Below are 20,213 nucleotides of genomic sequence, written 5' to 3'. Positions count from 1 at the left end.
GAGGGGCTCAGGCCACGGCCAGCGATGCCTGGGCCGCCGGGGACTGGGCATTGCGCAAGGCCGCCAGCACCGCATCGCGCGGCCCGTCGGCCTGCACGCTGCCGTTCTTCAGGATCACCAGCCGGTCGGCGACGGCCAGGATGCCGGGGCGGTGCGTGACCAGCACCACCGTGCTGCCCCGGGCCTTGAGGGTCTGCACCGCGCGCACCAGCGCGGCCTCGCCCACGTCGTCCAGGTTGGCATTCGGCTCGTCGAGCACCACCAGCGCCGGATCGCCATAGATCGCCCGCGCCAGGCCGATGCGCTGGCGCTGGCCGCCCGACAGCAGCCCCCCGGCCTCGCCGATCGGGGTGTCGTAGCCCTTGGGAAAGCGCAGGATCATGTCGTGCAGCCCGGCATTGCGGGCCGCGGCGATCACCTTCTCGGCATCGACCTCGCCGAAGCGCGCGATGTTCTCGGCGATCGAACCTTCGAACAGCTCGATGTCCTGCGGCAGATAGCCGAGGTAGGGCCCGAGCTCGTCGCGGTTCCAGCCGGCGATCGGGCGCTCGTCGAGCAGCACCTCGCCTTCCATATGGGGCCAGATGCCGATCATGCAGCGCGCCAGCGTGGACTTGCCCGAGCCCGAAGGCCCCAGCACCACCGTGGCCGTGCCGGGCTGCGCCTGCAGGCTGACGCCCTTGAGGATCGGCTCGGAGCGCCCCGGCGCCACCGCCACCACGTCGCGCAGCAGCAGCGCGCCCGTGGGCGGCACGCGGGTCAGGGCGGGGTCGCGCTCGGGGTTGCCCTCCAGCAGCGCCTCCAGCCGCTCGAAGGCGGAGCGCGCGACCATGAAGCCGCGCCAGGTGCTGACCAGCAGGTCGATGGGCGCCAGCGCGCGCGTCATCAGCACGTTGGCGGCGATCATCGCGCCCGGAGAGAGCTGGCCGTCGATCACCAGCAGGGCGCCGGCGCCCAGCGCCAGCGACTGCTGCGAGTAGCGGATGAACTTGCTCCAGGCGGTGATGCGGTGCGTCACCGCCTGCGCCTGGCCCTGCAGCCGCTGGGCCTGGCCGTGCTTGGCCAGCCAGCGCGCGCGCAGGTTGTGCACGATGCCCATGGGCTCCAGCACCTCCACGTTGCGCAGCTTGCTTTGCAGGTACAGCGTCTCCTCGCTGGCCCCGGCCTGGGCCTGCTCCGAAGGGGTCACGGTCTGGCGGTGGCCGAACCACACCAGCGCCACCTGCACCAGCGCGAAGAAGATCGCCAGATAGCCGAGCAGGGGGTGCAGGAAGAACAGCACCGCCAGATAGACCGGCGCCCAGGGCGCGTCGAACAGCGCAAAAATGCCGTTGCCCGTGAGGAACTGCCGCACCTGCACCAGATCGCCGAAGGCCTTGGCCGTGCTGCCGCCCAGCTGTTTCAGGTTGGTCTCGAAACTGGCATTGAACACGCGGGTGCTGAGCATGCCGTCCAGCCGCATGCCGGCGCGCACCAGCACGCGCGAGCGCATCCATTCCGAAAACGCCCCGACCAGAAAGAGGAACAGGGTGATCAGCGACAGCATCAGCAGCGTCAGCTCGCTCTGGCTGAGCATCACGCGGTCGAACACCTGCAGCATGTACAGCGTGGGCGCCAGCAGCAGCACATTCGCCACCATGCTGAACACGCCCACCACCATGAATTCGCGGCGAAAGGCCCACAGCGCCCGCGTCAACTCGCTGCGCTCGAAAAATCCGGGGGTCGTCATCATTGGACTCTGTTCTTGGTCTTGGATCGTGGCCGCCTCAGGCGACGGCCTGCCCGGGCGCCAGCGCCGTCGGGGCCGCTGCGGCCGCTGCCTGGCGCGCCGCCTGGTTCAGCGCGGCGAGCACCTCGTCGCGCGGGCCGAAGGCCTGCTGCTGGCCGTCGCGCAGCACCAGCATCTTGTTGGCCACGGCGAGCACGCTGGTGCGGTGGGTGATCACCACGACGGTCGCGCCGCGCGCGCTGGCCTGGGTGATCGCGGCGGCCAGGGCGGCGTCGCCCTCCTCGTCGAGGCTGGAGTTCGGCTCGTCCAGCACCACGTAGACCGGGTCGCCATACAGCGCCCGCGCCAGCGCCACGCGCTGGCGCTGCCCGCCCGACAGGCGCGCGCCGCCCGGGCCCACCCGCGTCTCGTAGCCCTCGGGCAGGGAGGCGATCAGCCCCTGCAGCCCTACGGCCCGCGCCGCGGCCTCCACCTGGGCCATGTCCACCTCGCCGAAGCGCGCGATGTTCTCGGCCAGCGTGCCCTCGAACAGCTCCACGCCCTGGGGCAGGTAGCCCACATGGGGCCCCAGCTCGGCCTTGTTCCAGGTCTGCACATCCACGCCGTCGAGGCGCACCTTGCCCATGGCCGCGGGCCACAGGCCCACCAGCAGGCGCGCCAGCGTGGTCTTGCCCGAGGCCGAGGGGCCGACCACGGCCAGCACGTCGCCGGGCTGGAGCGCGAACGCGATGCCGCGCAGGATCGTCGCATTGCTGCCCGGCGCGCCGGCCACCAGCTGCTCCACCTGCACGCTGCCGCGCGGCGCGGGCAGCGGCATGGCCGGCGCCCGGGCCGGCACCGCGGCCAGCAGCGCATCCAGCCGGTTCCAGGCGTCGCGCGCATTCACCACCGTCTGCCACTGCGTGACCACCTGCACCAGCGGCGCCAGCATGCGCCCGCCCAGGATGGAGCTCACGATCATCATGCCGCCGCCGCCATGCAGCTCGCCATGCAGCAGCAGCCAGCAGGCCAGGCCCAGCAGCATCGAGCTCAGGATGTTCTGCAGCAGCTTGCTCAGCGCCTGGAAGCCCCCGGCGCTCTCCGACGCCTGGGCCTGCAGCTGCAGGAACTCCCGCTGCTTGGTGATCCAGCGGCGGTGGGTGTTGCGCAGCATGCCCATGGCCTCGATCACCTCGGCATTGCGCAGCGTGCCGTCCGCATACTGCTGTGCGGCGATCGCCGTGCGGTTGGCCTCCATCAGCGGCGGCTTGGTGCGCCGCTCGTTGAGCCACGTTACCCCCACCTGCAACACGCCGAACACCACGGCCGACCAGCCCAGCACCGGGCTGATCAGGAACAGCAGCACCATCATCACCAGGGCAATCGGCGCCTCCATGATGGCCAGCAGCGCCGGCGAATGCAGGAATTCGCAGATCTTCCTGAAGTCCTGCATCGGCTGCACCGTGCCGCCGGGCACGCGGCGCACATTGGCCTCGAAGATCGCATCGAACACGCGCACGCGCAGCTTGCGGTCCAGGGCCTCGCCGGCCGCGCGCATCACCTCGCCGCGCGCCCATTCCAGCACCTCCATGAGCACGAAGGCCCCGAGCACCGCCACCGTCAGCCACCACAGCGTGAGATGGTTGCGGCTGTTGACCACGCGCTCGTACACCTCGAGCATGTAGCCCGAGGGCGCCAGCACCAGCAGGCTCGCGAACAGGCTGAACCAGGCGGCGCGCACGTAGTAGGGGCGCAGGGCCACGACGGCCTGGCGCAATTCGGAAGGGGCTTGGGTTGGGTTCATACGGCCTCGTCGACCATCACATATTCGGGAATCTCGCCCGGCTCCGGCGGCGCCAGCGCGCCCTCGGCCGCGGCGGCCGGCTGCGCCTGGTCCACCAGCAGGAAAGACAGTTCGTAAATGCCGTCGGCACGGCGCGACAGCACGATCTCGCGCAGCTTCTGCGCATGAAAGCGCGCCTCGACCTCGGCATCCAGCGACAGCTGGAAGCGCATGCGCCCGTCGAGCGTGAACATCGACAGCTGCCCCGCCTTGAGGCTCAGCGTGTGGCGGTCGAAATACACCGGGCAGCTGTCGGCAAAGCGCAGCAGCGGCAGGGGCCGCTCGCCCAGCTTGTCCAGGTGCAGCGGGCTGTCGGGGTGCTGGAACACCATGCGGCAGGTGCGCGACACCGAGTAGATCGCGTTGCACACCATCTGCGAGCCCATGTCCGGAAACTGCTCGCGCAGCTGGCGGTAGGCCAGGTGGTGCAGGGCCACCCGGTTCCACACCCGCGTGGACTGCACCAGCGGCGCCAACGCATTGCACAGCTGCGCAAAGCCCTGCTGCAAGGCCTGCAGGCGCTGGGCCTGCTCGGGCGAGGTGTTCAGGGGAATGCGGAGAATGGCGTCCATGGCAGGCTGCGCAGTCTAACAAGAACTCCTATATGAATTTCATATAAGAGACCGCGACGGCGAAAAAACAACGCGTGCGGCAACGCATGGATCCGGCCTGCATCACCCGCCCTCCCCTCACCACCACAGGCTTGTGTACGCACACATCTTTTTCAGTAGCAATGCCATCAGACTGGGCGCGGCTGTTACCCCTTCCCCCACTGGGGGAAGGTGGGGATGGGGGCCCGCTGACGCGTACGCAACGCATGAAAAAACAGGCCGTGGCGGCCCCACCCCAACCCTCCCCCAGCGGGGGAGGGAGCAAAACCGCGCCCCGCTTTGGACTACGTGCCATTCGCAAAGAGGTGTGCATACGCTATGCCAAGTAAAGCAAAACCGCGCTGCGCGCCATGCGCACAATACCCGGCACGGCCCCCGCGGCGTTATGCTGCGCCGCACCTTCCCGCACCCACCCAACATGACCGACACCCCCTCCAACCCGACCGCCAACCCCTTGACGCCGCTCTCGCGCCAGCAGCACGGCCAGCTGCGCTGGCGCGGCCCGGCCGACTACGGCTTTGCCCGCCACGACCAGCTCTGCCCCCTGGTGCTGCAGGAGCTGCCCAAGGCCGCCCTGGCCCTGCCCATCGGCTTCGTCGCGCAGCAAGAGCAGTTCCTGCCCGTCGCCATCCAGGGCCTGCAGGCCGGCCGCAACCTCTACGTGGCGCCCGACGGCCGCTGGCTTGCCGGCTACATCCCCGCGCCCTACCGCAGCTACCCCTTCCGCCTGGCCCGCACCGAGGACGGCCAGCAGGTGCTGTGCATCCACGCCGATAGCGGGCTCGTGGGCCCCGGCGACGGCCAGCCCTTCTTCGACGAGCAGGGCCAGCTCTCCCCGGCCACCGCCCAGGTGCTGCAGTTCTTCCAGCAGCTCGAGGCCAACCGCCAGCACACCACCGCCGCCTGCGCCCTGCTGCAGCAGCACGGGCTGATCCAGCCCTGGCCGCTGCGCCTGCAGACCGATGCCGGCACGCAGGAACTGGGCGGCCTGCTGCGCATCGACGAGGCCGCGCTGAACCGGCTCTCCGGGCCGGCACTCGAAGCGCTGCAGCGCGGCGGCGCCCTGCAGCTGGCCTATTGCCAGCTGCTGTCCATGCAGCACCTCGCCAGCCTGGGCCGGCTTGCGACCCTGCATGCCCAGGCGCGGCAGGCGCCGCCCCCGGCGCCCGCGCCGGCGCGCGACCTCGACCTGGAATTCCTGAACCAGGGCGGCACGCTGCGGCTCGGCGCGCTGTGAGCGCCATGCCCGAGGCTGTACCGCCGGCCCCGGTGCTGCAGCGCATCACCACGGCCTACGACCCCGCGCAGGACCGCATGCGCCTGGCCGGCGAACGCGCCGACGGCAGCACGCTCACGCTGTGGCTCACCCAGCGCCTGCTCAAGCGCCTGCTGCCGGCCCTGTGGCAATGGCTGGAGCGCCACGACGCCCCGGCCGGGGCGGCGCACTCCGCCCGCCTGCCCGGCTACCACAGCGATGCCGTGCACGGCTTTGCCCAGCAGGCCGCGCGCGCCCAGCTGCCGCCGCAGCCCCCGGTCACCCCGCACGAGCGCAGCCCGCAATGGCTGGTGCACAGCATCCAGCTCTCGGCCGGCGCGTCGGGCGTGGAGCTGCGCTTCAGCGGCGAACCAGGCACCGATGCCCCGGTCGGTCTGACGCTCGCCGCCCAGCCCCTGCGCCAATGGCTGTCGATACTGCAGCAGCAGTACCACGAGGCCGAATGGCCTACGCAGGACTGGCCCGCATGGCTCGCGGCAGCGGCCGGCCCGGCCGCCCCCGCGGGCCGGGCCATGCTGCATTAGGGAACGCTCTCAAATAAAGAGCTGCCAGCGCTTGCCTGACGGGCGCCACCAGCCGATTTGGCTTCAAACCAGCGGCGGCGCGGCCTCCATCGCCTCCGCCTCCGCCTCCAGCAACTGGCGCACACCCGCCAGCGCCTGCACCGCCTCCTGCAGCAGCGCATCGGCGGCCTGGCGACCGGCCTCGGCGCTGTCGCGGGCGCGGCCCGCCTGCTCCAGTTGGGCCTGGGCCAGCGCCGCGGCCTGCTGCGCCTGGTCGCGCGCCTGCTCGGCCCAGGCCAGTTCGGCGCGCAGGGCCTGGGCCGCGTCCGGCGTGGGCGCCGGGGCCGGCGCCGCGGCGCCGTCGGCCAGCGCCTGCAGCCATTGCAGCTGGCGCGGCAGGCAGACGCCGTGCAGGTCGTACCGCGCCTGCACGCATTGCCGCGCCTGCGCGCCCAGGCGCTGCCGTTCGGCCGGCGCCTGCAGCAGGCGCGCCACCTCGTCCGCCAGGGCCTCGGCGTCGAAGAACTCCAGCAGCCGGCCGGTCTCGCCATCGGCGAGCACCTCGCGCACCGGCGCGGTGTCGCCGGCCACCACGGCGCAGCCGGTGCTCATGGCCTCCAGCAGGCTGCGCGACAGCGCGAGCGGGTAGGCCCAGTGCACATGCACCGCCGCCAGCTGCAGCACGGCCACCACATGGGCGTGGGGCAGCGGCCCCAGGAAATGCACGCGCTGCCAGTCGGCCTCGGGCATCTGCGGGAGCACCTCGTCGATGAGGTGCTGCTTCCAGCTGCGCCCGTCCGCAGGCAGCGGGCCCTGGCCCGGGCCCTCCGCGCCCACGATGAGCACCCGCGCCGCGGGGCGCTGGGCCAGCAGCCGCGGCAGGGCGCGCATCACCACCTGCAGGCCGCGCCGCGGCTCCAGGCTGCGGGCCACGAAGCTCACGACCTCGTCGCCGGGCGCCAGCGCCACGTCGCCGGGCAGCGTCGCGCGCACCTGCGCGTTCGGCGCCAGCGCTTCGGTGTCGATGCCGTCGTGCGCCACCCACAGCCGCTCGCGCCACGGCGCGGGAAACCGCGCCGCCTGCCAGTCGGTGGGCACCAGCAGCCCGTCCGCCTCGCGCAGGTGCAGGTCCAGTTGGGCATTGCGCATGCGCAGCTGCGCCTGCACCAGCGCCTCGGCGCGTGCGCGCGCCGCCGCGTCCAGGGCCTGTAGCGGGCTCAGGCCCGGGTCATGGTCCGCATGCCGCGCACTCGCCGCGTCGTGGTAGTGAGCGCCCCACAGGCCCAGGCGGGCGCCGGGCCACACCGCCTTCAGGAACAGGCTGTCGCCCAGGCCCGCATGGGCCAGCATCACGTGGGGCGCGAACCCCTGCTCGTCGCGCAGCGCCAGCGCGGCCTGCAGCGCCGCCTCGCCGCGGATCGCCCGCAGCTCCAGCTCGGCCACCCAGCCCTGCGCCCCCGGCGTGCCGCCGCGCGGCAGGCCATAGGCATGCACCTGCACGCCGGGCACGTCGAATTCGGGGCGGCGCCCTCGGGGGCTTCTGGCACAGCGCCCGCACCGCATGCCCCTGCTGAACCAACGCCTGCGCCACATGGCGGAACTGTGCCGGGAACCCCGGGTGCACGAAAAGAATACGCATGGACCTCATTCACTCAAAAAAGCCGTGGGCTGCCCATGCAGCCCACGTGCGAGTGAATTTATCGCGTCCCGGAGGGGATTCCCGCTGTTTTCTTGTATCAATTCTCGCCCGGCTCAGGCCAGCTGCAGCGCCTTCAGGATCGGCAGGCGCTTCTCGGCCAACTCGGCGGCCTGGGCGGTGAGCTCGGCCAGGTTCTGCTCGGGCGTGTCCAGCGCCCTGCCCTGCTTGACCAGGCGCTGCCCCTGCACAGCCAGCAGGTTCCACACGAAGCCGGCCCAGTCCTGCGGGGCCTTGTGGCCGTGCTGGCGCGCGAGCAGGAACAGCTGCTGAAAGCGTGGCACGCTGACACCACCGCCGGTGACCGGGCTGGCCAGGTAGTTCAGCTCGCTGCTGCTGCGCGCCTTGGTCATCAGGTGGGTGTTGAGGCGCTCGGTGCGTTTCTTCGCCTTAGGGACTCTCTGCACGAATCCCTGTACGATGTGGCTGAGCAAGCCTGAAGCTCAGACAATAAGCGCATGAAGCAAAGCAGCCTGGGCCTGAGCAACACCACCAAACGCACCCGCAAGCGCGAATTTCTCGATGCCATGGAGCTGGTGGTGCCTTGGGCTGAGCTGGTCTCGCTGATAGAGCCCTACGCACCCGAGAGTGGGCGCCGGGGCCAGCAGCCATTTGCAGTGAGCACGCTGCTGCGCATCCACTTCATGCAGCAGTGGTTCAAACTCAGTGACCCCGCCATGGAAGAAGCCTTGCACGACGTGCCAGCCTTTCGGGACTTTGCAGGCCTGTCCCACTGGGACGCACAGATCCCCAGTGAATCGAGCATCCTGCGCTTTCGTCACATGCTGGAGCGCCACAAGCTGGCCGATCAGATCCTGGCCACCGTGAATGCGCTACTGCAAGCCAAGGGGTTGCAACTCAAGGCAGGCACCGTAGTGGATGCCACGCTGATTGCTGCGCCCAGTTCAACCAAAAACCAAAGTCACGAGCGTGACCCCGAGATGCATCAAAGCAAGAAGGGCAATCAGTGGTACTTCGGTATGAAGGCCCACATTGGGGTGGATGCAGACTCAGGCCTGGTGCATACGGTGCGAGGCACCAGCGGCAATGTCGGTGATGTGGTCGAGGCCAACAGCCTATTGCACGGGCAGGAGACAGACGCCTTTGGTGATGCAGGCTACCAAGGTGTAGACAAGCGGCCCGATGCCAACAAGAACGTACGTTGGCATGTGGCCATGCGCCCAGGGCTGCGCCGGGCTTTGGACAAAGACAGGCCTGTGGAGGCTCTGATTGACCAGTTGGAGCGCACCAAGGCCAGCATCCGGGCTAAGGTCGAGCATCCTTTCAGGGTGCTCAAGCAGCAGTTTGGGTATGTGAAGGTGCGCTACCGAGGGCTCAAGAAGAACACGGCGCAGATCATCACGCTGTTTGCGCTCTCAAACCTGTGGATGGCGAGGCACAAGTTGCTGACTTGCATGGGGCAGGTGCGCGTGCAGGGAGCGTAGTGCTTTCAATATCGGGGCAATAGCCCTCGCGCAGCGCCTGCGGCAAGCGCTGCACCAGTCCAATTGCTCAAAGTGAGTGCTGTTTTAGTTCAGGCATCGCCGTGACACAGGCAGAACTGATTCGTGAAGAGCTTCCCTAGTCTTACTGTGTCATAAAAGTAGTTTTTCACTCATGCTGATGCGGCCGCAGCAAGGGCACTGTCCCAGACGGTCTATGAGTGCGTAACTCAGCAGATGACGCAAGCTTGTGATCGAGTTGTCCACGTGCCGCTGTGCGCGCAGGCCTGCCTCTGGGGATGTAATCTTGGGGAACGGCAGGCACTTGGCGTTCGATGAAGTTTTTTTTACCCCCGGCAGGCTTGTCGGCGATAAGTCGCTCGCTCATCAAGAAGGCGTAGGCTGCGATGCTCAAGCTCGCATGGTGGTGGAACCCTCGCCAGCCGCGCCCCTCGTAGTGCCCCAAGCCGAAGTCCTGCTTGAGGTCTTGGTAGTCGCGCTCGATACGCCAACGCTGGTAGGCGCAGCTGACCAAATCGTTCAAGGCAGTGCTCTCGGGCAGCGTTGACAGGATGTATTTGACTGGCTCGGCCTGCTCCACTGGCCACTCGATGAGCAACCACTCTTGCGCGCGCAGACTCGCCTTGCCAGCATTGCCACCAGCGTGACGCACCCGCACCGCTGCGAACCGTCCCGTGAGTGGCGCGTTGGTGCCCTCGCGCCAACTGATTGTCTGGAACGCCTGCGCCGGTAACGACAAAGCCAGGGCCTTGACGCTCATCGGTTGCAACTGAGCGGTGCGCCTTGGCGTCACTGGGGGCCTGCCTTTGCCGCTGTAGGTCTCAGGTGGCAGTGGCTCGACGCCAGGGGGCCAGACTACGACCGCTGAGGTCACCCCCACCGCATAGTGCAACCCCATGTCGCTGAGCGCCTGCCGGAACGCGGTGTCCACGCCGTAGCCTGCATCAGCCAACACGCAGTGTCGGGGTGCACCCTCGCTCAGCAGGGTGCGCAACTGATGCAAGGCAATCTGTGTCTTGGTCGCAAAGCGAACCGACTCTGGTACGCCTGTGCGCTTGCGTCGCTCAGCGTCTTGCGCCCAGTCCTGGGGCAAATAGAGCTGCCATGCCACAGGAATGCTGCCTTGATCGCAAGCCAGCGAGACGCTCACCGCCACCTGGCAGTTGTCCTGTTTTCCAGGCATGCCGCAGTATTGACGGGCTACGCCCACCGAGTGCACGCCCTTTTTGGGAAAGCCCGTGTCGTCGATGATCCACCAGCCTCCTCGGCTGAAATCCATGTGTGGCACAACCCACTGGCAGACCCGGCGCAGAACTTCGACATCGGACCATTGGGCCTTAGCCACAAAGTGATGAAGTGCTTGGTGCCTTGCACTGGCATGAAGCGGATCCACCCGCGCGGCCATGGGCTCCACACTCTTTCGCGATAGTGGCAGCATCAAACCTGTGCAATAACCCTTGAGACCTGCGTAGCGATCTGCGTGTCCCAGCGCCCGCGACAAATGCGCCATGTACTGGTCAAACCGTTCACTCGCACTCATCGTCCCTCACAAAAAGAATTGGGAGGATTCATGATGCCACATTTATGACACAGTAGGACTAGAGGACATTGAGGCCTACCACCATGCTGACCTGGCCCGCGGTGCGGCGCGAGGCTCCGCCAACCGGCGCATCATCTTGCTGCGCTACATGTTCAATCTTGCACTCAAATGGGAAGTGCCCGGAGTGCTCAAGAATCCGGCCAAGCATGTGCAACTGGCCGATCCGCAGAATGCGAGGGAGCGGTTTCTTTCACCCGAGGAGATGGTTCGACTGCAGCAGGCTGTGCAGGACAGTCCCAACAAGATGCTGCGCTTTATCGTGCCAGCCTTGTTGCTGACCGGCATGCGCAAACGCGAGGTATTGGATGCCAAGTGGGCAGACATTGACCTACAGGCCAAGACCTGGTTCCTGCCCGATACGAAGTCAGGCAAGCCACGGGTGGTGCAGCTCTCAGATGCCCTGGTGGGCATGCTCCAGGCCATGCCCCGGCGCGGTGAGACGCCCTGGGTGTTTGCCAACCCGGCCACCGGCAAGCCTTTCGTTTCCATCTTCTACGCCTGGAACTCGGCACGCAAGAGGGCCGGCTTGGCAGATATCCGTGTGCATGATTTGCGCCACACGTTTGCCAGCTTGCTCATCAACAGCTCGTTTGAGCTGTACGACGTGATGCATGCGCTGGGGCACACGCAGATGCGAACGACGATGCGCTACGCGCATCTCTCGCGTGCCAGGAAGTCGGCTGCGGCCGATGCAGCAGCGCTGCAATCGGGCCTGCAGAGCTGGTTGCCGGTGGCTGCAGCCAACGAAGGGGCGTTCTTGAAGTCTGCCTGAGGCCGTGTTGTGCCGAGCGGCCGCTCAGTGCGGGCCTACGGCGCCGTCATAGAACAGTGTTTTGCTGTAATGCACCTGAAATCGAGCCTTCACAGCAAAGAGCTCGATTTCACGTATCCGTCCGGCCACCCCATATTGACCGTCGCCGGCGGTCATGACTGAGACTCAGATCGTGGCGCTCTGCCACCGATGCGGCAACAGTTCCCCGATGCGGCTGTCCTTGTGTGTGGGCAGTCGGGTCATCACATCCTTGAGGTAAGCGTGTGGGTCGTGGCCATTGAGCTTGGCCGACTGGATCAGGCTCATCACGGCAGCCGCACGCTGTCCCGCCCGCAGCGACCCGGCAAATAACCAGTTCTTACGACCGAGCGCGACCGGTCGCATCTGGTTCTCGATCCAGTTGTTGTCGATCGGCAGTTGGCCGTTGTCCAGCAAGCGCGTGAGCGGCTGCCAGCGCCGCAGGCTGTAGTCGATGGCCCGTGCCGTGGCTGAACCCTCGGGTACCTTACTGCGGTGCTCGCTCAGCCAGGCGTGCAATTTGTCCACGATCGGGCGGCTGTGCTGCTGGCGCATTCGCAGCCGCTCGGTGCCATCGACATTGCTCGCCTGCCTCTCCACCTCGTAGAGCTGCCCGATCTGCACCAGCGCCTGCTCGGCGATCTGGCTCTTGTTGGCTGCGTGCAGCTCAAAGAACTTGCGCCGGGCGTGCGCCCAGCAAGCCGCTTCGGTGATGTGCTCGCCCATGAGCTGCTTGTAGCCCGCAAAGTCATCGACCAGCAGCGTGCCGCGCCAGCCGTTGAGAAATTCACCGGCGTGCTTGCCCGCGCGGCTTTCGCAGAAGTCGTAGACCACGGCCTTGAGGTCTTCGTGCCGCCCCGGGGTGTAGGCCCACAGGTAGGCGCGGTGCGTCTTGCCATCGCGCTCGCTGCCGCGCTTGAGCATCTGCACCGGGGTCTCATCGGCGTGCACGATGCTGTGTGCGAGCACCTCCTGACGCAGCGCATCGACCAGCGGCTGCAGTTGCACGCCGCAGCTGCCCACCCACTGCGCCAGGGTCGAGCGTGCCAGCGGCACCCCAGCACGGGCATAGATGCTCTCCTGGCGGTACAGGGGCAGGTGGTCCGCGTACTTGGCCACCAGCACCTGGGCCAGCAAGCCGGTGGTGGCCAGGCCCTTGTCGATGATGTGCGCCTCGACCGGCTGCTGCTTGAGCGTCTGGCAGCACGCGCACACCCATTTGCCGCGCACATGGCGGTGCACCATGAACACGCCGGGCGTGTAGTCGAGCTTCTCGGCCACGTCCTCGCCCATGCGGCGCATGGCCTGGCCGCAGCACTCAGTCACCTCGGGCTCGTGTGTGAATTCCTGGCGCAGCAGTTGTGCCGGCAATGGCAGGCGCTTGGGTTGCTGGCGTGGGCTGCGCTCTTCAGCCGAGCGCAGCTGCTCGATCTCCTCATCCACCGCCTGCAGGTCTTCTTCGAGCGCGTCTTCCAGCAGACTGCGCTGATCGGCGTTCAATGCCTCGGTCTTGGCGGCGAACTTCAGCCGCTTGAGGATGGCCATCTCGTAGCTGAGCTTGTCCAGCAGCGTCTGCTTGTGTTTGAGCTCGCTCATGAGGTGCTGCAGCATCTGGCGCATTTGCGCCTCGTCCATGCTCTGCAGATCCACCGGTTCGTTCATGGCCGTCATCATCCCTGATGGGTGGGCAGCCGCCTACTGGCATATCCACGAATTGAACGCCGCCCCAGGGGCGACCAACATCACAGCACCGTGATCACAGCGTCTTCTCCCAGGCGCTGCCAGGGCAAGCCCGTGACCAGGGCTTGCAGTTGTTCGACGCTGAGTGTGAGCCGAGGACCCAGGCGCTCATCGCCCCAGGCAAACTTGCCCTGGTTCAGGCGCCTTGCGGCCAGCCAGACGCCAAAGCCATCGTGCACCAGTACCTTCAGGCGGTTGGCCCGTGCGTTGGCAAAGAGATAAGCGTGGTGCGGGCGGGCCGCGCCAAAGACTTGCACCACTCTGGCCAGGGCCGTCTCGGGGCCGGCGCGCATGTCCAGCGGTTGCGTGGACATCCAGACCGCATCGACCCGGATCACCGCAACACCTCGCGCAAGAGCGCCCCGCACTGGCCCAGTGGGCACTGCAGGCTGACCACCAGTTCGCCGCGTTGCAGGCGCACATGGACTGGCGCAGACGGCAGCGGTAAAGGCGCGGATGGCGGTAATGCAGCCAGCGCCTGCTCCTCATGGGTGCTGTCCGCCATTGCCGTCAGCGGCAGCGAGATGAAGCCGAGCTCAGCATCCGAACAAACGCCCGGTTGAGCGCGCACAGGGCCCGCCTCCCGAATCCATCGGTGCACCATGTTCGCGTGCAGCCCGTGCGACAAGGCCACACCACCGACACTGGCACCGGGCTGCGCGCACGCAGCCACCAACTGTGCCTTGAACGCTTTGCTGTATTCACGCCGGCGCGGCCGGCCTTCGCTTGAAACCTGTTCCATCGTCTCCACGATCCTCCAATCGTGGGCACGATGCCCGCTTCTCACGGCGCGTTCAATATGGGGTCACCGGACGGATACGATTTCACGAGCATTTTTGCGATTGGAACGGTCGCCCGACAGTATGCACATGAACGCGGTATTACGTACCCCACAAGGTGGACAGCCGCCGCGCCAACGACAAGGCCTCGACCAACTCACTCACCTCCAGGACGAGAAGTTCAGATCGAGGCCAGTGGGTGTAGAGAGCGAGTTCCACCACGAGGGCGGGCAGCTCGCCCGGATTCACTGCAAAAACCCGCCCAGCACCTTCTGCAGTTGGGCGTAGTCCTTCATGTCGAGCCGGTGGATCACCGCTGGCGGCAGTTCGGCCAGATTGGCAATCAGCCGGATTTTGCGTTCGGCATCGGTGCCGGCGGCTTTCTGCGCGGTGAGATGGTCGCCCACCGTGGGGCGGCGTAGCGCAATCTCCTTGATTGGCAGGCCATCGTGTTCGATGGGGAAAGTGAGGGTGATGTGTTCAGTGGTGTTTACCGTGATTCCTTTGAAAGCGTGTGTAATGAATACGAGTGGGACAGGCGCCCTGGACATTAACGCCAATTTTGACTAAACTTCATGCCAAATGGCTTTACCCCATAGGAGAACATCATGACCACTGCCAGCGTGCATTCCTCGGTTGCTTCGGCGTTGAACCTTCTCGGTGGCGAGGCGGTGCTGCATGCCCGCCCCCGGGTAGTCATGGACTGGATTCCCCTGGTGCGTCGGGGGCTGCCATCAGCCTCAGTCGATGCCCTGGTGCGTCTCACGCGCATCACGCAGACCGAGCTGGCGCACGCACTGGCCATTCCGGAGCGCACACTGGCCAGGCGCAAGCGTGAGGGTGCGTTGTCGGCCGAGGAATCCGCCAAGTTCGTTCGCTTTGCCCGCGTGGTCGAGCGCGCCGAAACCGTCTTTGAAGACACCGACAGTGCGCTGAGTTGGCTGCAAAGCCCGAATGCATCGCTCGGTGGCGTGACCCCTCTGTCGCTGCTGGACACGGATATTGGTGCCGACAGCGTACTGGACACCTTGGGGCGGATCGAGCACGGGGTGTTTGCCTGATGCGCACCGTCTGGCGCATCACTACTGCGCGCTTTGCTCAGACAGCCTTCAGCGGTGAAGGCGCGAGGCTTTACGGCGGGCGCTGGAATCCAAAGGGCTGGGAGGTGGTCTATACCGCCGAATCCCAGTCTTTGGGCTTGCTTGAACTGATGGTGCAGGACGATCCCTTGCGGGCGCACTACGTGCTGATTCCCGCACAGCTGCCTGACGATCTGCCCGAGACACGCATCAACATCGAACAACTACCCGACGATTGGCGCACCATCGGTGCGAGAGATGTCCTTCAGTCCATGGGGCAAGCGTGGCTGCAAGGTGCCCAGACGGCGCTATTGAGCGTTCCCAGCGCCGTGGTGCCGGCGGAGCGCAACATTCTCATCAACCCACGCCATCCGGATTTCGCCCGCATTGTGTTGGGGGCCCCCCAGTCCTTGCATACTGATACTCGCCTGCTGCGCAATCTTGGCAAACCCATCTGACAGCAGGTCGCCGTGCCAGACAAACTGCCTGCAGTGGTTTCGCATGCAGTCTCCCTACCTTTCAGGTCTGTGCCTGCCACAGCGCCCGGCCAATGGCCGTCACCAGCCCCGTCACCAACGCATTGCCCATCAAAAACCCTCGCTTTGCGGGCGTGATGCCGGCAATGTCCGTGAAGCCCCGGGCAAACCCGTTGAGCACTTCCAGCTCCTCGGGCACCAGGCGCCGAAGCCGCCCATCCGCATGCCGCACCACGTGCGTCGTGCGCGACGCACCAGCGCCACCTTCGCTCGTGATGACGGTGCGTGCCGGCGCGTCCAACCGGTCCGGAAACGCCATCGCGCCCTCGCTGAAATGGTAAGCATGGCCATGCGCACTGACACGCGCAATCGACTTGGCTGCCTTGAGCCGCTGCCACTTGGGCAACGCGGCATCCGCCAAAAAACATGCCGGCGCCACCGCCTCGCCCGTCTCGCGCACGACATCGCCCAGTGTCAGGGCCTGTGCCAAGCCGGTGAACTCCGTGAAATCCGTCAGTTTCTGGGCCACCAGGGGTGCTGTGCACACCCAACCTGCCGCACACACCCCGCCCGAGGCAAAGCCGCTGCCGCGCTTGAGCGGCACATACGACATCGCCGCAAAATCTCCAACAGGCAAAGAAAACACCTGCAGCTTGCCCCCGTCTTTGACACTTGCGGGCAAAGCCTTGGACAGCACCCCCGCGCTGAGCAACCACGGCAAGCTGCCCTGCTGGGCCTCTCCCGCACATGCCGCCATCCGGGTATACAGCGGCGTGCTCTCATGCGCGGCCACCATGAACAACCTGCGGCGCTTTTGTGCAAACCCGTAGTCCGCTGCATTGACCACCCGCCACTCGACCGCATAGCCTTCTTGCTGCAGGGAGACCAGAATCCGGGCAAAGTCTTGCCCTGGACACGTGGCCGGCGAAGAGAGCAACCGGTCCACGTTCTCCAGCACCAGGTACTTCAGCGGTGCGCCCGCTGCGCGGCGCGCTTGCAGCATCCGGCTGACCGCCCACCACATCACCCCCTTGTCCCCTTGAAGCCCCTGCGAATGGCTCAGCGGCTTCGCCACGGAGTAGTCTTGGCATGGAAAGCCCCCGACCAACACATCCGGGCACAGTGCATCAAGGCTCGCCATCAGCGCCGGCTCCTGCAGCACTTCAAAGATGTCCTCGTTGACCAAGTCCTGCACTCCCCAGCGCGCGCGGTAGACCTCGGCCGCCCACTGTTTTTTGCTCGCGGGCTCATACTGATTGGCCCACACCACTTTAAAAGCGGCCTGCTGCGCTGGTGTGCGCACTTGCTCAAGCCCTTGGCGAAACCCGCCCACCCCCGCAAACAGCTCCATCACGCGCAGGGTTCCCTGGTTTTTTATACCCAACATCTGTCATCTCCGGTAAAAACCCGGCGACGACGGCGTTGAGCGGCATGCAACCCTTGCACGCACCAGACAACTCAGCGGCCATATCGGCCGGACTGAGAGGTCTAGGGGGTGGGGTTTAGCCTTTTTGCGGGGGGCGAAAAAAAACCGCAGGTCGTACAACCCGCGGTCTCAATCAGTGGCAATCCCTCAAAAATCAGCCTTGTGTTGGTATGTCCTCAGTCTTGGTGGTGTCCACCTTCTTTCTTGAGCAACCCCTCGAGACCATCGCTGTCCAGCGTGATCCCGGCCAGCAGGCCGGCAAACACGGACACCGATGCAGAGGTCTGCAGCAACTCAGGCGCCCCGAGCTGCAGGGGCACCTGCCAGCGGCAGCGAGGCAGTGGGCGGTGGCTGTTCACCAAAGCGGTGGTGTCTTTGTCAATACGCATGTCATGTCCTTTCTTTCAAAAATGGCCTGAGAACACCCTGTCCTCCTTGCGTATAGCGACTGGCGCACAGCACGCACGCGCAAAAAAACCCTGCTCCCGCAAAAACTTGGAATCTTTCTTGTTCGCGCGCACAGCGCGCTCGCTATACCCAGCAAAGCCCCGGCCCACAAGGCTTTGCCTTGTTGGTGCCGGTGCCCGCCGCCCGCCCGGCACTTCAAAACACAGCCAGAACGATTCAAGGAGACCCGCATGAGCCACACCCCTGGCCACGACCCCCTGGTGCACACGCACCTCTCGAGCTACCTGCAGCGCATTTGCGACCATGTGCGCCTGGGATACCGCCACTGGTGCAGCGGCACGATCCGCGTGGACAAAGCGGCGGCGCTGGTGCGCAAATTCGACCGCCTGTACGCCGTGGGTCGCTCGCGCCACCAGCGCGCATGGGCACGTCACAAGGGTGAGGCCGCTGCCGTGCTGCTGCTATATGCGCCCACGGTGCCAGGTACCGCCGACACCGCCGAAGCCGATGACGACGCCCTGCTGTGGACGCTGCTGCTCACCCCTGGCCAGAGCCTGGCCCAGCAGCTGGAAGTGCTGCACGACGCAGGCACGGCCACCGGGCGCGTGCAGGTGCGGGACTTTGAGCTCGTGCAGTTGCCCCGCGCAGGCCAGGCCCACAGCGCCTGGACCTGGCGCCTGAGCGAAGGGGCTTACCAAGGCTGGCGCGCCCATCTGATTGACACCGCCCGGCGCAGCCCCTGGCTGCTGCCAGGGCAGGTGCAGCGCCTTGCGCGCACCCCCGGTTTTGCTGGCTGCCGTGTGCAGGTCAAGAAACTGCAGCAACTGGCGCGCGCCGAACACCAGCGGCGCATGCCGGGCCAAGCCGTCCTGGCGCTGCCGCGCGTGCTGTACGTGCAGCGCCTGGCCAGCGGCCAGCTGCGACTGTCGCAGCTGCGCCGTCGCTATACAGCGCAGACCTCGTGTGCTGCCAACACAAGGGGTGACAGAACCTGCCACTGAACCGTGCGCGGGGGCTGCCACCCCCGCTGCATCGAGACTTCGAGGCTGGAAAGCCTCACGATTCCGTCGCCAATCGGGATCAGACTGCGATAGCCGCATGCGCGTAGTTGCGCTGGTGCGGCTGTAACGGGGCGCTGCAGGCTGCAATGCCTGCTTCGACCCCATTCGAGACACAGGACAGAACGAGTTTGGGCGACACGGACACGGCCGCCGGGAGCAAATGCCCGGATGTGCCTGTCGATGGGCGTGTGGGTAGCAGGCAGGTGTGTACGGGTGCAGCCAAGGCACTGCTTAAGGTGCTCGACAAAGCCCCGAGGCAGCCCTCGCAGCCCTGCATTGAAACTGGAGCGGCTTTCTGCTGTGGCAATGAAGGTGAGGGGGCCTTTTGTGAGCCCCTCGGAAGAATGATTTTGATAGCTGCCAGCGCTTGCTGCATAAGCGCTGGAGGCCTATTTGGCTTCAAGCCACGCGTTCTGGTCTGGGGGACAGCATTTGGCGGGCGGTGGCCATGCCGCGCAGGGCGCGTGCCTGGCGCCGGGCAGCCAGTTGAGCCAAACTGGCCGGCGTGCCCACCGCGTTGGCAAAGGAGCGAAAAAAGGTATCGGCGCAGGCAATGAACGCCTCGGTGTCCATGCCCAGGCGCTGCAGCAAGGGCGGCACATGGTGGGCAATGGTGCCACGCTTTGTGGGGTGAACCACGCGGCCCACGGTGTCCACCAAGTCCAGGTATTCCTGCAGCCCGAACGGTACTGCCTGGGCAAACCTGCCGGTAGGGTCGAACGGCATCAGCGGTGCCTCGGGCAGGCAGGCCAGGGCCTGCTCGGGCAGCAAGTGGGGCAGAGGCGCAGCGGCGCCAGGCGCGCTGCTGTGCTGCGCAGCCTGCAGAGGCGCCTGCGGCGCCTGCACCGGCACAAAGGGCTGGCCCCGCAGCTCGGCCAGGCGGGCGGCGATGGCCGTGTGGGCGCTGTCCTCCAGGCTCTCGGCCATGCCGGCGCGCACCGGGTTCAAGTCCACATAGGTCATGGCCGACAGCAGGGCCTGCTCGTCCAGCAGCGCCTGGCTCTTGAAGCGCCCCTCCCAAAAGCGGCCTTTCACGCCGTCTTCGGCATTGGCCTGGCGCGCAATCGACTCGTTGAGCACGCGCATGAACCACGACAGTTCAAACAGACGGGCGCGGTAGGTGTCCGCCAGTGCTTGCACCTGCTCGAGTTGCGCCTGGCCCATCAGGGCGCGCTGCGGCGGCTGCAGGAACTGCTGCACCAGCAAGGGGCCGGTGAAGAGCTGCGTCCAGCGGCGCAGCACCTCTTCATCGCTCCAGCCGCGGGCACGTGCTGCATCCACGCGCAGCACGACGTGGTAGTGGTTGCTCATGACGGCGTAGGCTGCCACGTCGATGGTGAAGACCGAGGCCAGCTCGCGGATGCGCGTTTCTATCCAGCCCCGGCGGTGGTCAAAGTTGCCGCCCGTGGCGGCATCATGTCCGCACAAAAATGCGCGGCGCACGCAGCGGTTGACGACGTGGTACCAGGGCGTGTCGGCCAGCGAAATCAGGCTAGAACGTGGGCGGGTCATGGCTTCAAGCCCACCTGAGGCGCCCGGGCGCCGCGCAGCAGCCCCTCGGTGCTCAAATCTTCGTCAATATCAGGCCAATGGATGCCATAGCCCCCACCAGCCAGCTCCCAATGGCTGCGTTGCTGGGGCGTGGCGTTGGCCAATCTGGGGTACCAGACCAACGGCACCGCAATCGTGCGCCCGTCCATCAAATCGACCACCAAACGCGCATCTTCTACGACCACATGCATTGCGCGCACGTC

The 20,213-nt window shown here is 66.3% G+C and carries 22 protein-coding genes; 7 read left to right on the top strand and 15 right to left on the bottom strand.

Annotation, left to right across the window (positions count from 1 at the left end; translation table 11 throughout):
- Positions 1 to 7 precede the first annotated feature (7 nt).
- Genes HND92_RS04140 through HND92_RS04130 form a run of 3 tightly spaced genes read right to left on the bottom strand, consistent with a single transcriptional unit; the run spans position 8 to position 4,123 of the window.
- Positions 8 to 1,729, bottom strand: coding sequence for a type I secretion system permease/ATPase (locus tag HND92_RS04140; RefSeq protein WP_172209146.1), 1,722 nt, complete (start codon positions 1,727 to 1,729; stop codon positions 8 to 10).
- 37 nt (positions 1,730 to 1,766) lie between these two features.
- Positions 1,767 to 3,512, bottom strand: a complete 1,746-nt coding sequence (locus tag HND92_RS04135) for a type I secretion system permease/ATPase (RefSeq protein WP_172206104.1) — start codon at positions 3,510 to 3,512, stop codon at positions 1,767 to 1,769.
- On the bottom strand, positions 3,509 to 4,123 hold the full coding sequence (locus tag HND92_RS04130) for a hypothetical protein (protein WP_011804035.1): 615 nt from the start codon (positions 4,121 to 4,123) through the stop codon (positions 3,509 to 3,511). Before HND92_RS04130 ends, HND92_RS04135 begins: the two co-directional genes overlap by 4 nt.
- A 457-nt stretch (positions 4,124 to 4,580) precedes the next feature.
- On the opposite strand from HND92_RS04130, the gene HND92_RS04125 reads away from it, so the two are divergent.
- Both HND92_RS04125 and HND92_RS04120 read left to right on the top strand, forming a co-directional pair.
- Positions 4,581 to 5,399, top strand: a complete 819-nt coding sequence (locus tag HND92_RS04125) for a SapC family protein (protein ID WP_083766787.1) — start codon at positions 4,581 to 4,583, stop codon at positions 5,397 to 5,399.
- 5 nt (positions 5,400 to 5,404) lie between these two features.
- Positions 5,405 to 5,962: a hypothetical protein gene (locus tag HND92_RS04120; RefSeq protein ID WP_011804033.1), complete on the top strand. Its 558-nt coding sequence runs from the start codon at positions 5,405 to 5,407 to the stop codon at positions 5,960 to 5,962.
- A gap of 63 nt (positions 5,963 to 6,025) precedes the next feature.
- Here the strand turns inward: HND92_RS04120 and HND92_RS04115 are convergent, their stop codons facing one another.
- On the bottom strand, positions 6,026 to 7,450 hold the full coding sequence (locus HND92_RS04115) for a glycosyltransferase (protein WP_172206102.1): 1,425 nt from the start codon (positions 7,448 to 7,450) through the stop codon (positions 6,026 to 6,028).
- A 243-nt stretch (positions 7,451 to 7,693) separates the two neighbouring features.
- On the bottom strand, positions 7,694 to 8,044 hold the full coding sequence (locus tag HND92_RS04110; protein WP_172206100.1) for a hypothetical protein: 351 nt from the start codon (positions 8,042 to 8,044) through the stop codon (positions 7,694 to 7,696).
- Positions 8,045 to 8,095: 51 nt separating this feature from the next.
- Here HND92_RS04110 and HND92_RS04105 point away from each other — a divergent pair, with 51 nt between their 5' ends.
- On the top strand, positions 8,096 to 9,082 hold the full coding sequence (locus HND92_RS04105; RefSeq protein WP_011806505.1) for an IS5 family transposase: 987 nt from the start codon (positions 8,096 to 8,098) through the stop codon (positions 9,080 to 9,082).
- A 166-nt stretch (positions 9,083 to 9,248) separates the two neighbouring features.
- On the opposite strand, the gene HND92_RS04100 is transcribed toward HND92_RS04105, so the two are convergent.
- Entirely contained in the window at positions 9,249 to 10,640 is a 1,392-nt protein-coding gene (locus HND92_RS04100) for an IS701 family transposase (protein WP_011804031.1), read from the bottom strand.
- Between the two features lie 148 nt (positions 10,641 to 10,788).
- Here HND92_RS04100 and HND92_RS04095 point away from each other — a divergent pair, with 148 nt between their 5' ends.
- Positions 10,789 to 11,472, top strand: a complete 684-nt coding sequence (locus HND92_RS04095; protein ID WP_085947529.1) for a site-specific integrase — start codon at positions 10,789 to 10,791, stop codon at positions 11,470 to 11,472.
- Between the two features lie 24 nt (positions 11,473 to 11,496).
- On the opposite strand, the gene HND92_RS19480 is transcribed toward HND92_RS04095, so the two are convergent.
- The 5 genes from HND92_RS19480 to HND92_RS04075 form a co-directional block, all read right to left on the bottom strand.
- Positions 11,497 to 11,628, bottom strand: coding sequence for a hypothetical protein (locus HND92_RS19480; protein WP_255519514.1), 132 nt, complete (start codon positions 11,626 to 11,628; stop codon positions 11,497 to 11,499).
- 9 nt (positions 11,629 to 11,637) lie between these two features.
- Positions 11,638 to 13,152, bottom strand: a complete 1,515-nt coding sequence (locus HND92_RS04090; RefSeq protein ID WP_011804030.1) for an IS66 family transposase — start codon at positions 13,150 to 13,152, stop codon at positions 11,638 to 11,640.
- Positions 13,153 to 13,232: 80 nt separating this feature from the next.
- Positions 13,233 to 13,544 (bottom strand): IS66 family insertion sequence element accessory protein TnpB, encoded by a 312-nt coding sequence (gene tnpB / locus HND92_RS04085; protein ID WP_011804029.1) that lies wholly within the window; start codon positions 13,542 to 13,544, stop codon positions 13,233 to 13,235.
- A gap of 20 nt (positions 13,545 to 13,564) precedes the next feature.
- Positions 13,565 to 13,972: a transposase gene (locus tag HND92_RS04080; protein ID WP_253940138.1), complete on the bottom strand. Its 408-nt coding sequence runs from the start codon at positions 13,970 to 13,972 to the stop codon at positions 13,565 to 13,567.
- Positions 13,973 to 14,254: 282 nt separating this feature from the next.
- Positions 14,255 to 14,560: a phage tail assembly protein gene (locus HND92_RS04075; RefSeq protein WP_011804027.1), complete on the bottom strand. Its 306-nt coding sequence runs from the start codon at positions 14,558 to 14,560 to the stop codon at positions 14,255 to 14,257.
- 57 nt (positions 14,561 to 14,617) lie between these two features.
- Between HND92_RS04075 and HND92_RS04070 the strand changes: the two genes are divergently transcribed.
- The gene (locus HND92_RS04070) at positions 14,618 to 15,070 is read left to right on the top strand and encodes an antitoxin Xre/MbcA/ParS toxin-binding domain-containing protein (protein WP_011804026.1); all 453 of its coding nucleotides are present in this window, start codon (positions 14,618 to 14,620) and stop codon (positions 15,068 to 15,070) included.
- Positions 15,070 to 15,546 (top strand): RES family NAD+ phosphorylase, encoded by a 477-nt coding sequence (locus HND92_RS04065; RefSeq protein WP_011804025.1) that lies wholly within the window; start codon positions 15,070 to 15,072, stop codon positions 15,544 to 15,546. The genes HND92_RS04070 and HND92_RS04065 overlap by 1 nt, the downstream gene beginning before the upstream one ends.
- A 61-nt stretch (positions 15,547 to 15,607) precedes the next feature.
- Here HND92_RS04065 and HND92_RS04060 read toward each other — a convergent pair whose 3' ends face one another.
- On the bottom strand, positions 15,608 to 16,951 hold the full coding sequence (locus HND92_RS04060; RefSeq protein WP_253940101.1) for a DNA cytosine methyltransferase: 1,344 nt from the start codon (positions 16,949 to 16,951) through the stop codon (positions 15,608 to 15,610).
- 215 nt (positions 16,952 to 17,166) lie between these two features.
- Positions 17,167 to 17,379 (bottom strand): hypothetical protein, encoded by a 213-nt coding sequence (locus HND92_RS04055; RefSeq protein WP_041835870.1) that lies wholly within the window; start codon positions 17,377 to 17,379, stop codon positions 17,167 to 17,169.
- A 249-nt stretch (positions 17,380 to 17,628) separates the two neighbouring features.
- Between HND92_RS04055 and HND92_RS04050 the strand changes: the two genes are divergently transcribed.
- Complete coding sequence (locus tag HND92_RS04050) at positions 17,629 to 18,399, top strand: hypothetical protein (RefSeq protein WP_011804022.1); 771 nt, start codon at positions 17,629 to 17,631, stop codon at positions 18,397 to 18,399.
- Between the two features lie 459 nt (positions 18,400 to 18,858).
- Here the strand turns inward: HND92_RS04050 and HND92_RS04045 are convergent, their stop codons facing one another.
- Positions 18,859 to 19,971 (bottom strand): transposase, encoded by a 1,113-nt coding sequence (locus tag HND92_RS04045; protein WP_172206096.1) that lies wholly within the window; start codon positions 19,969 to 19,971, stop codon positions 18,859 to 18,861.
- Positions 19,968 to 20,201 carry a DUF2442 domain-containing protein gene (locus HND92_RS04040; RefSeq protein WP_196996034.1) on the bottom strand — a complete coding sequence of 78 codons (234 nt, stop codon included), beginning with the start codon at positions 20,199 to 20,201 and terminating at the stop codon, positions 19,968 to 19,970. The genes HND92_RS04045 and HND92_RS04040 overlap by 4 nt, the downstream gene beginning before the upstream one ends.
- Positions 20,202 to 20,213 lie beyond the last annotated feature (12 nt).

This window comes from Diaphorobacter sp. JS3050 (genome assembly GCF_013154915.1).
Taxonomy (GTDB): Bacteria; Pseudomonadota; Gammaproteobacteria; order Burkholderiales; family Burkholderiaceae_C; genus Diaphorobacter; species Diaphorobacter nitroreducens.
This window is presented reverse-complemented; position numbering and strand designations above follow the sequence as displayed.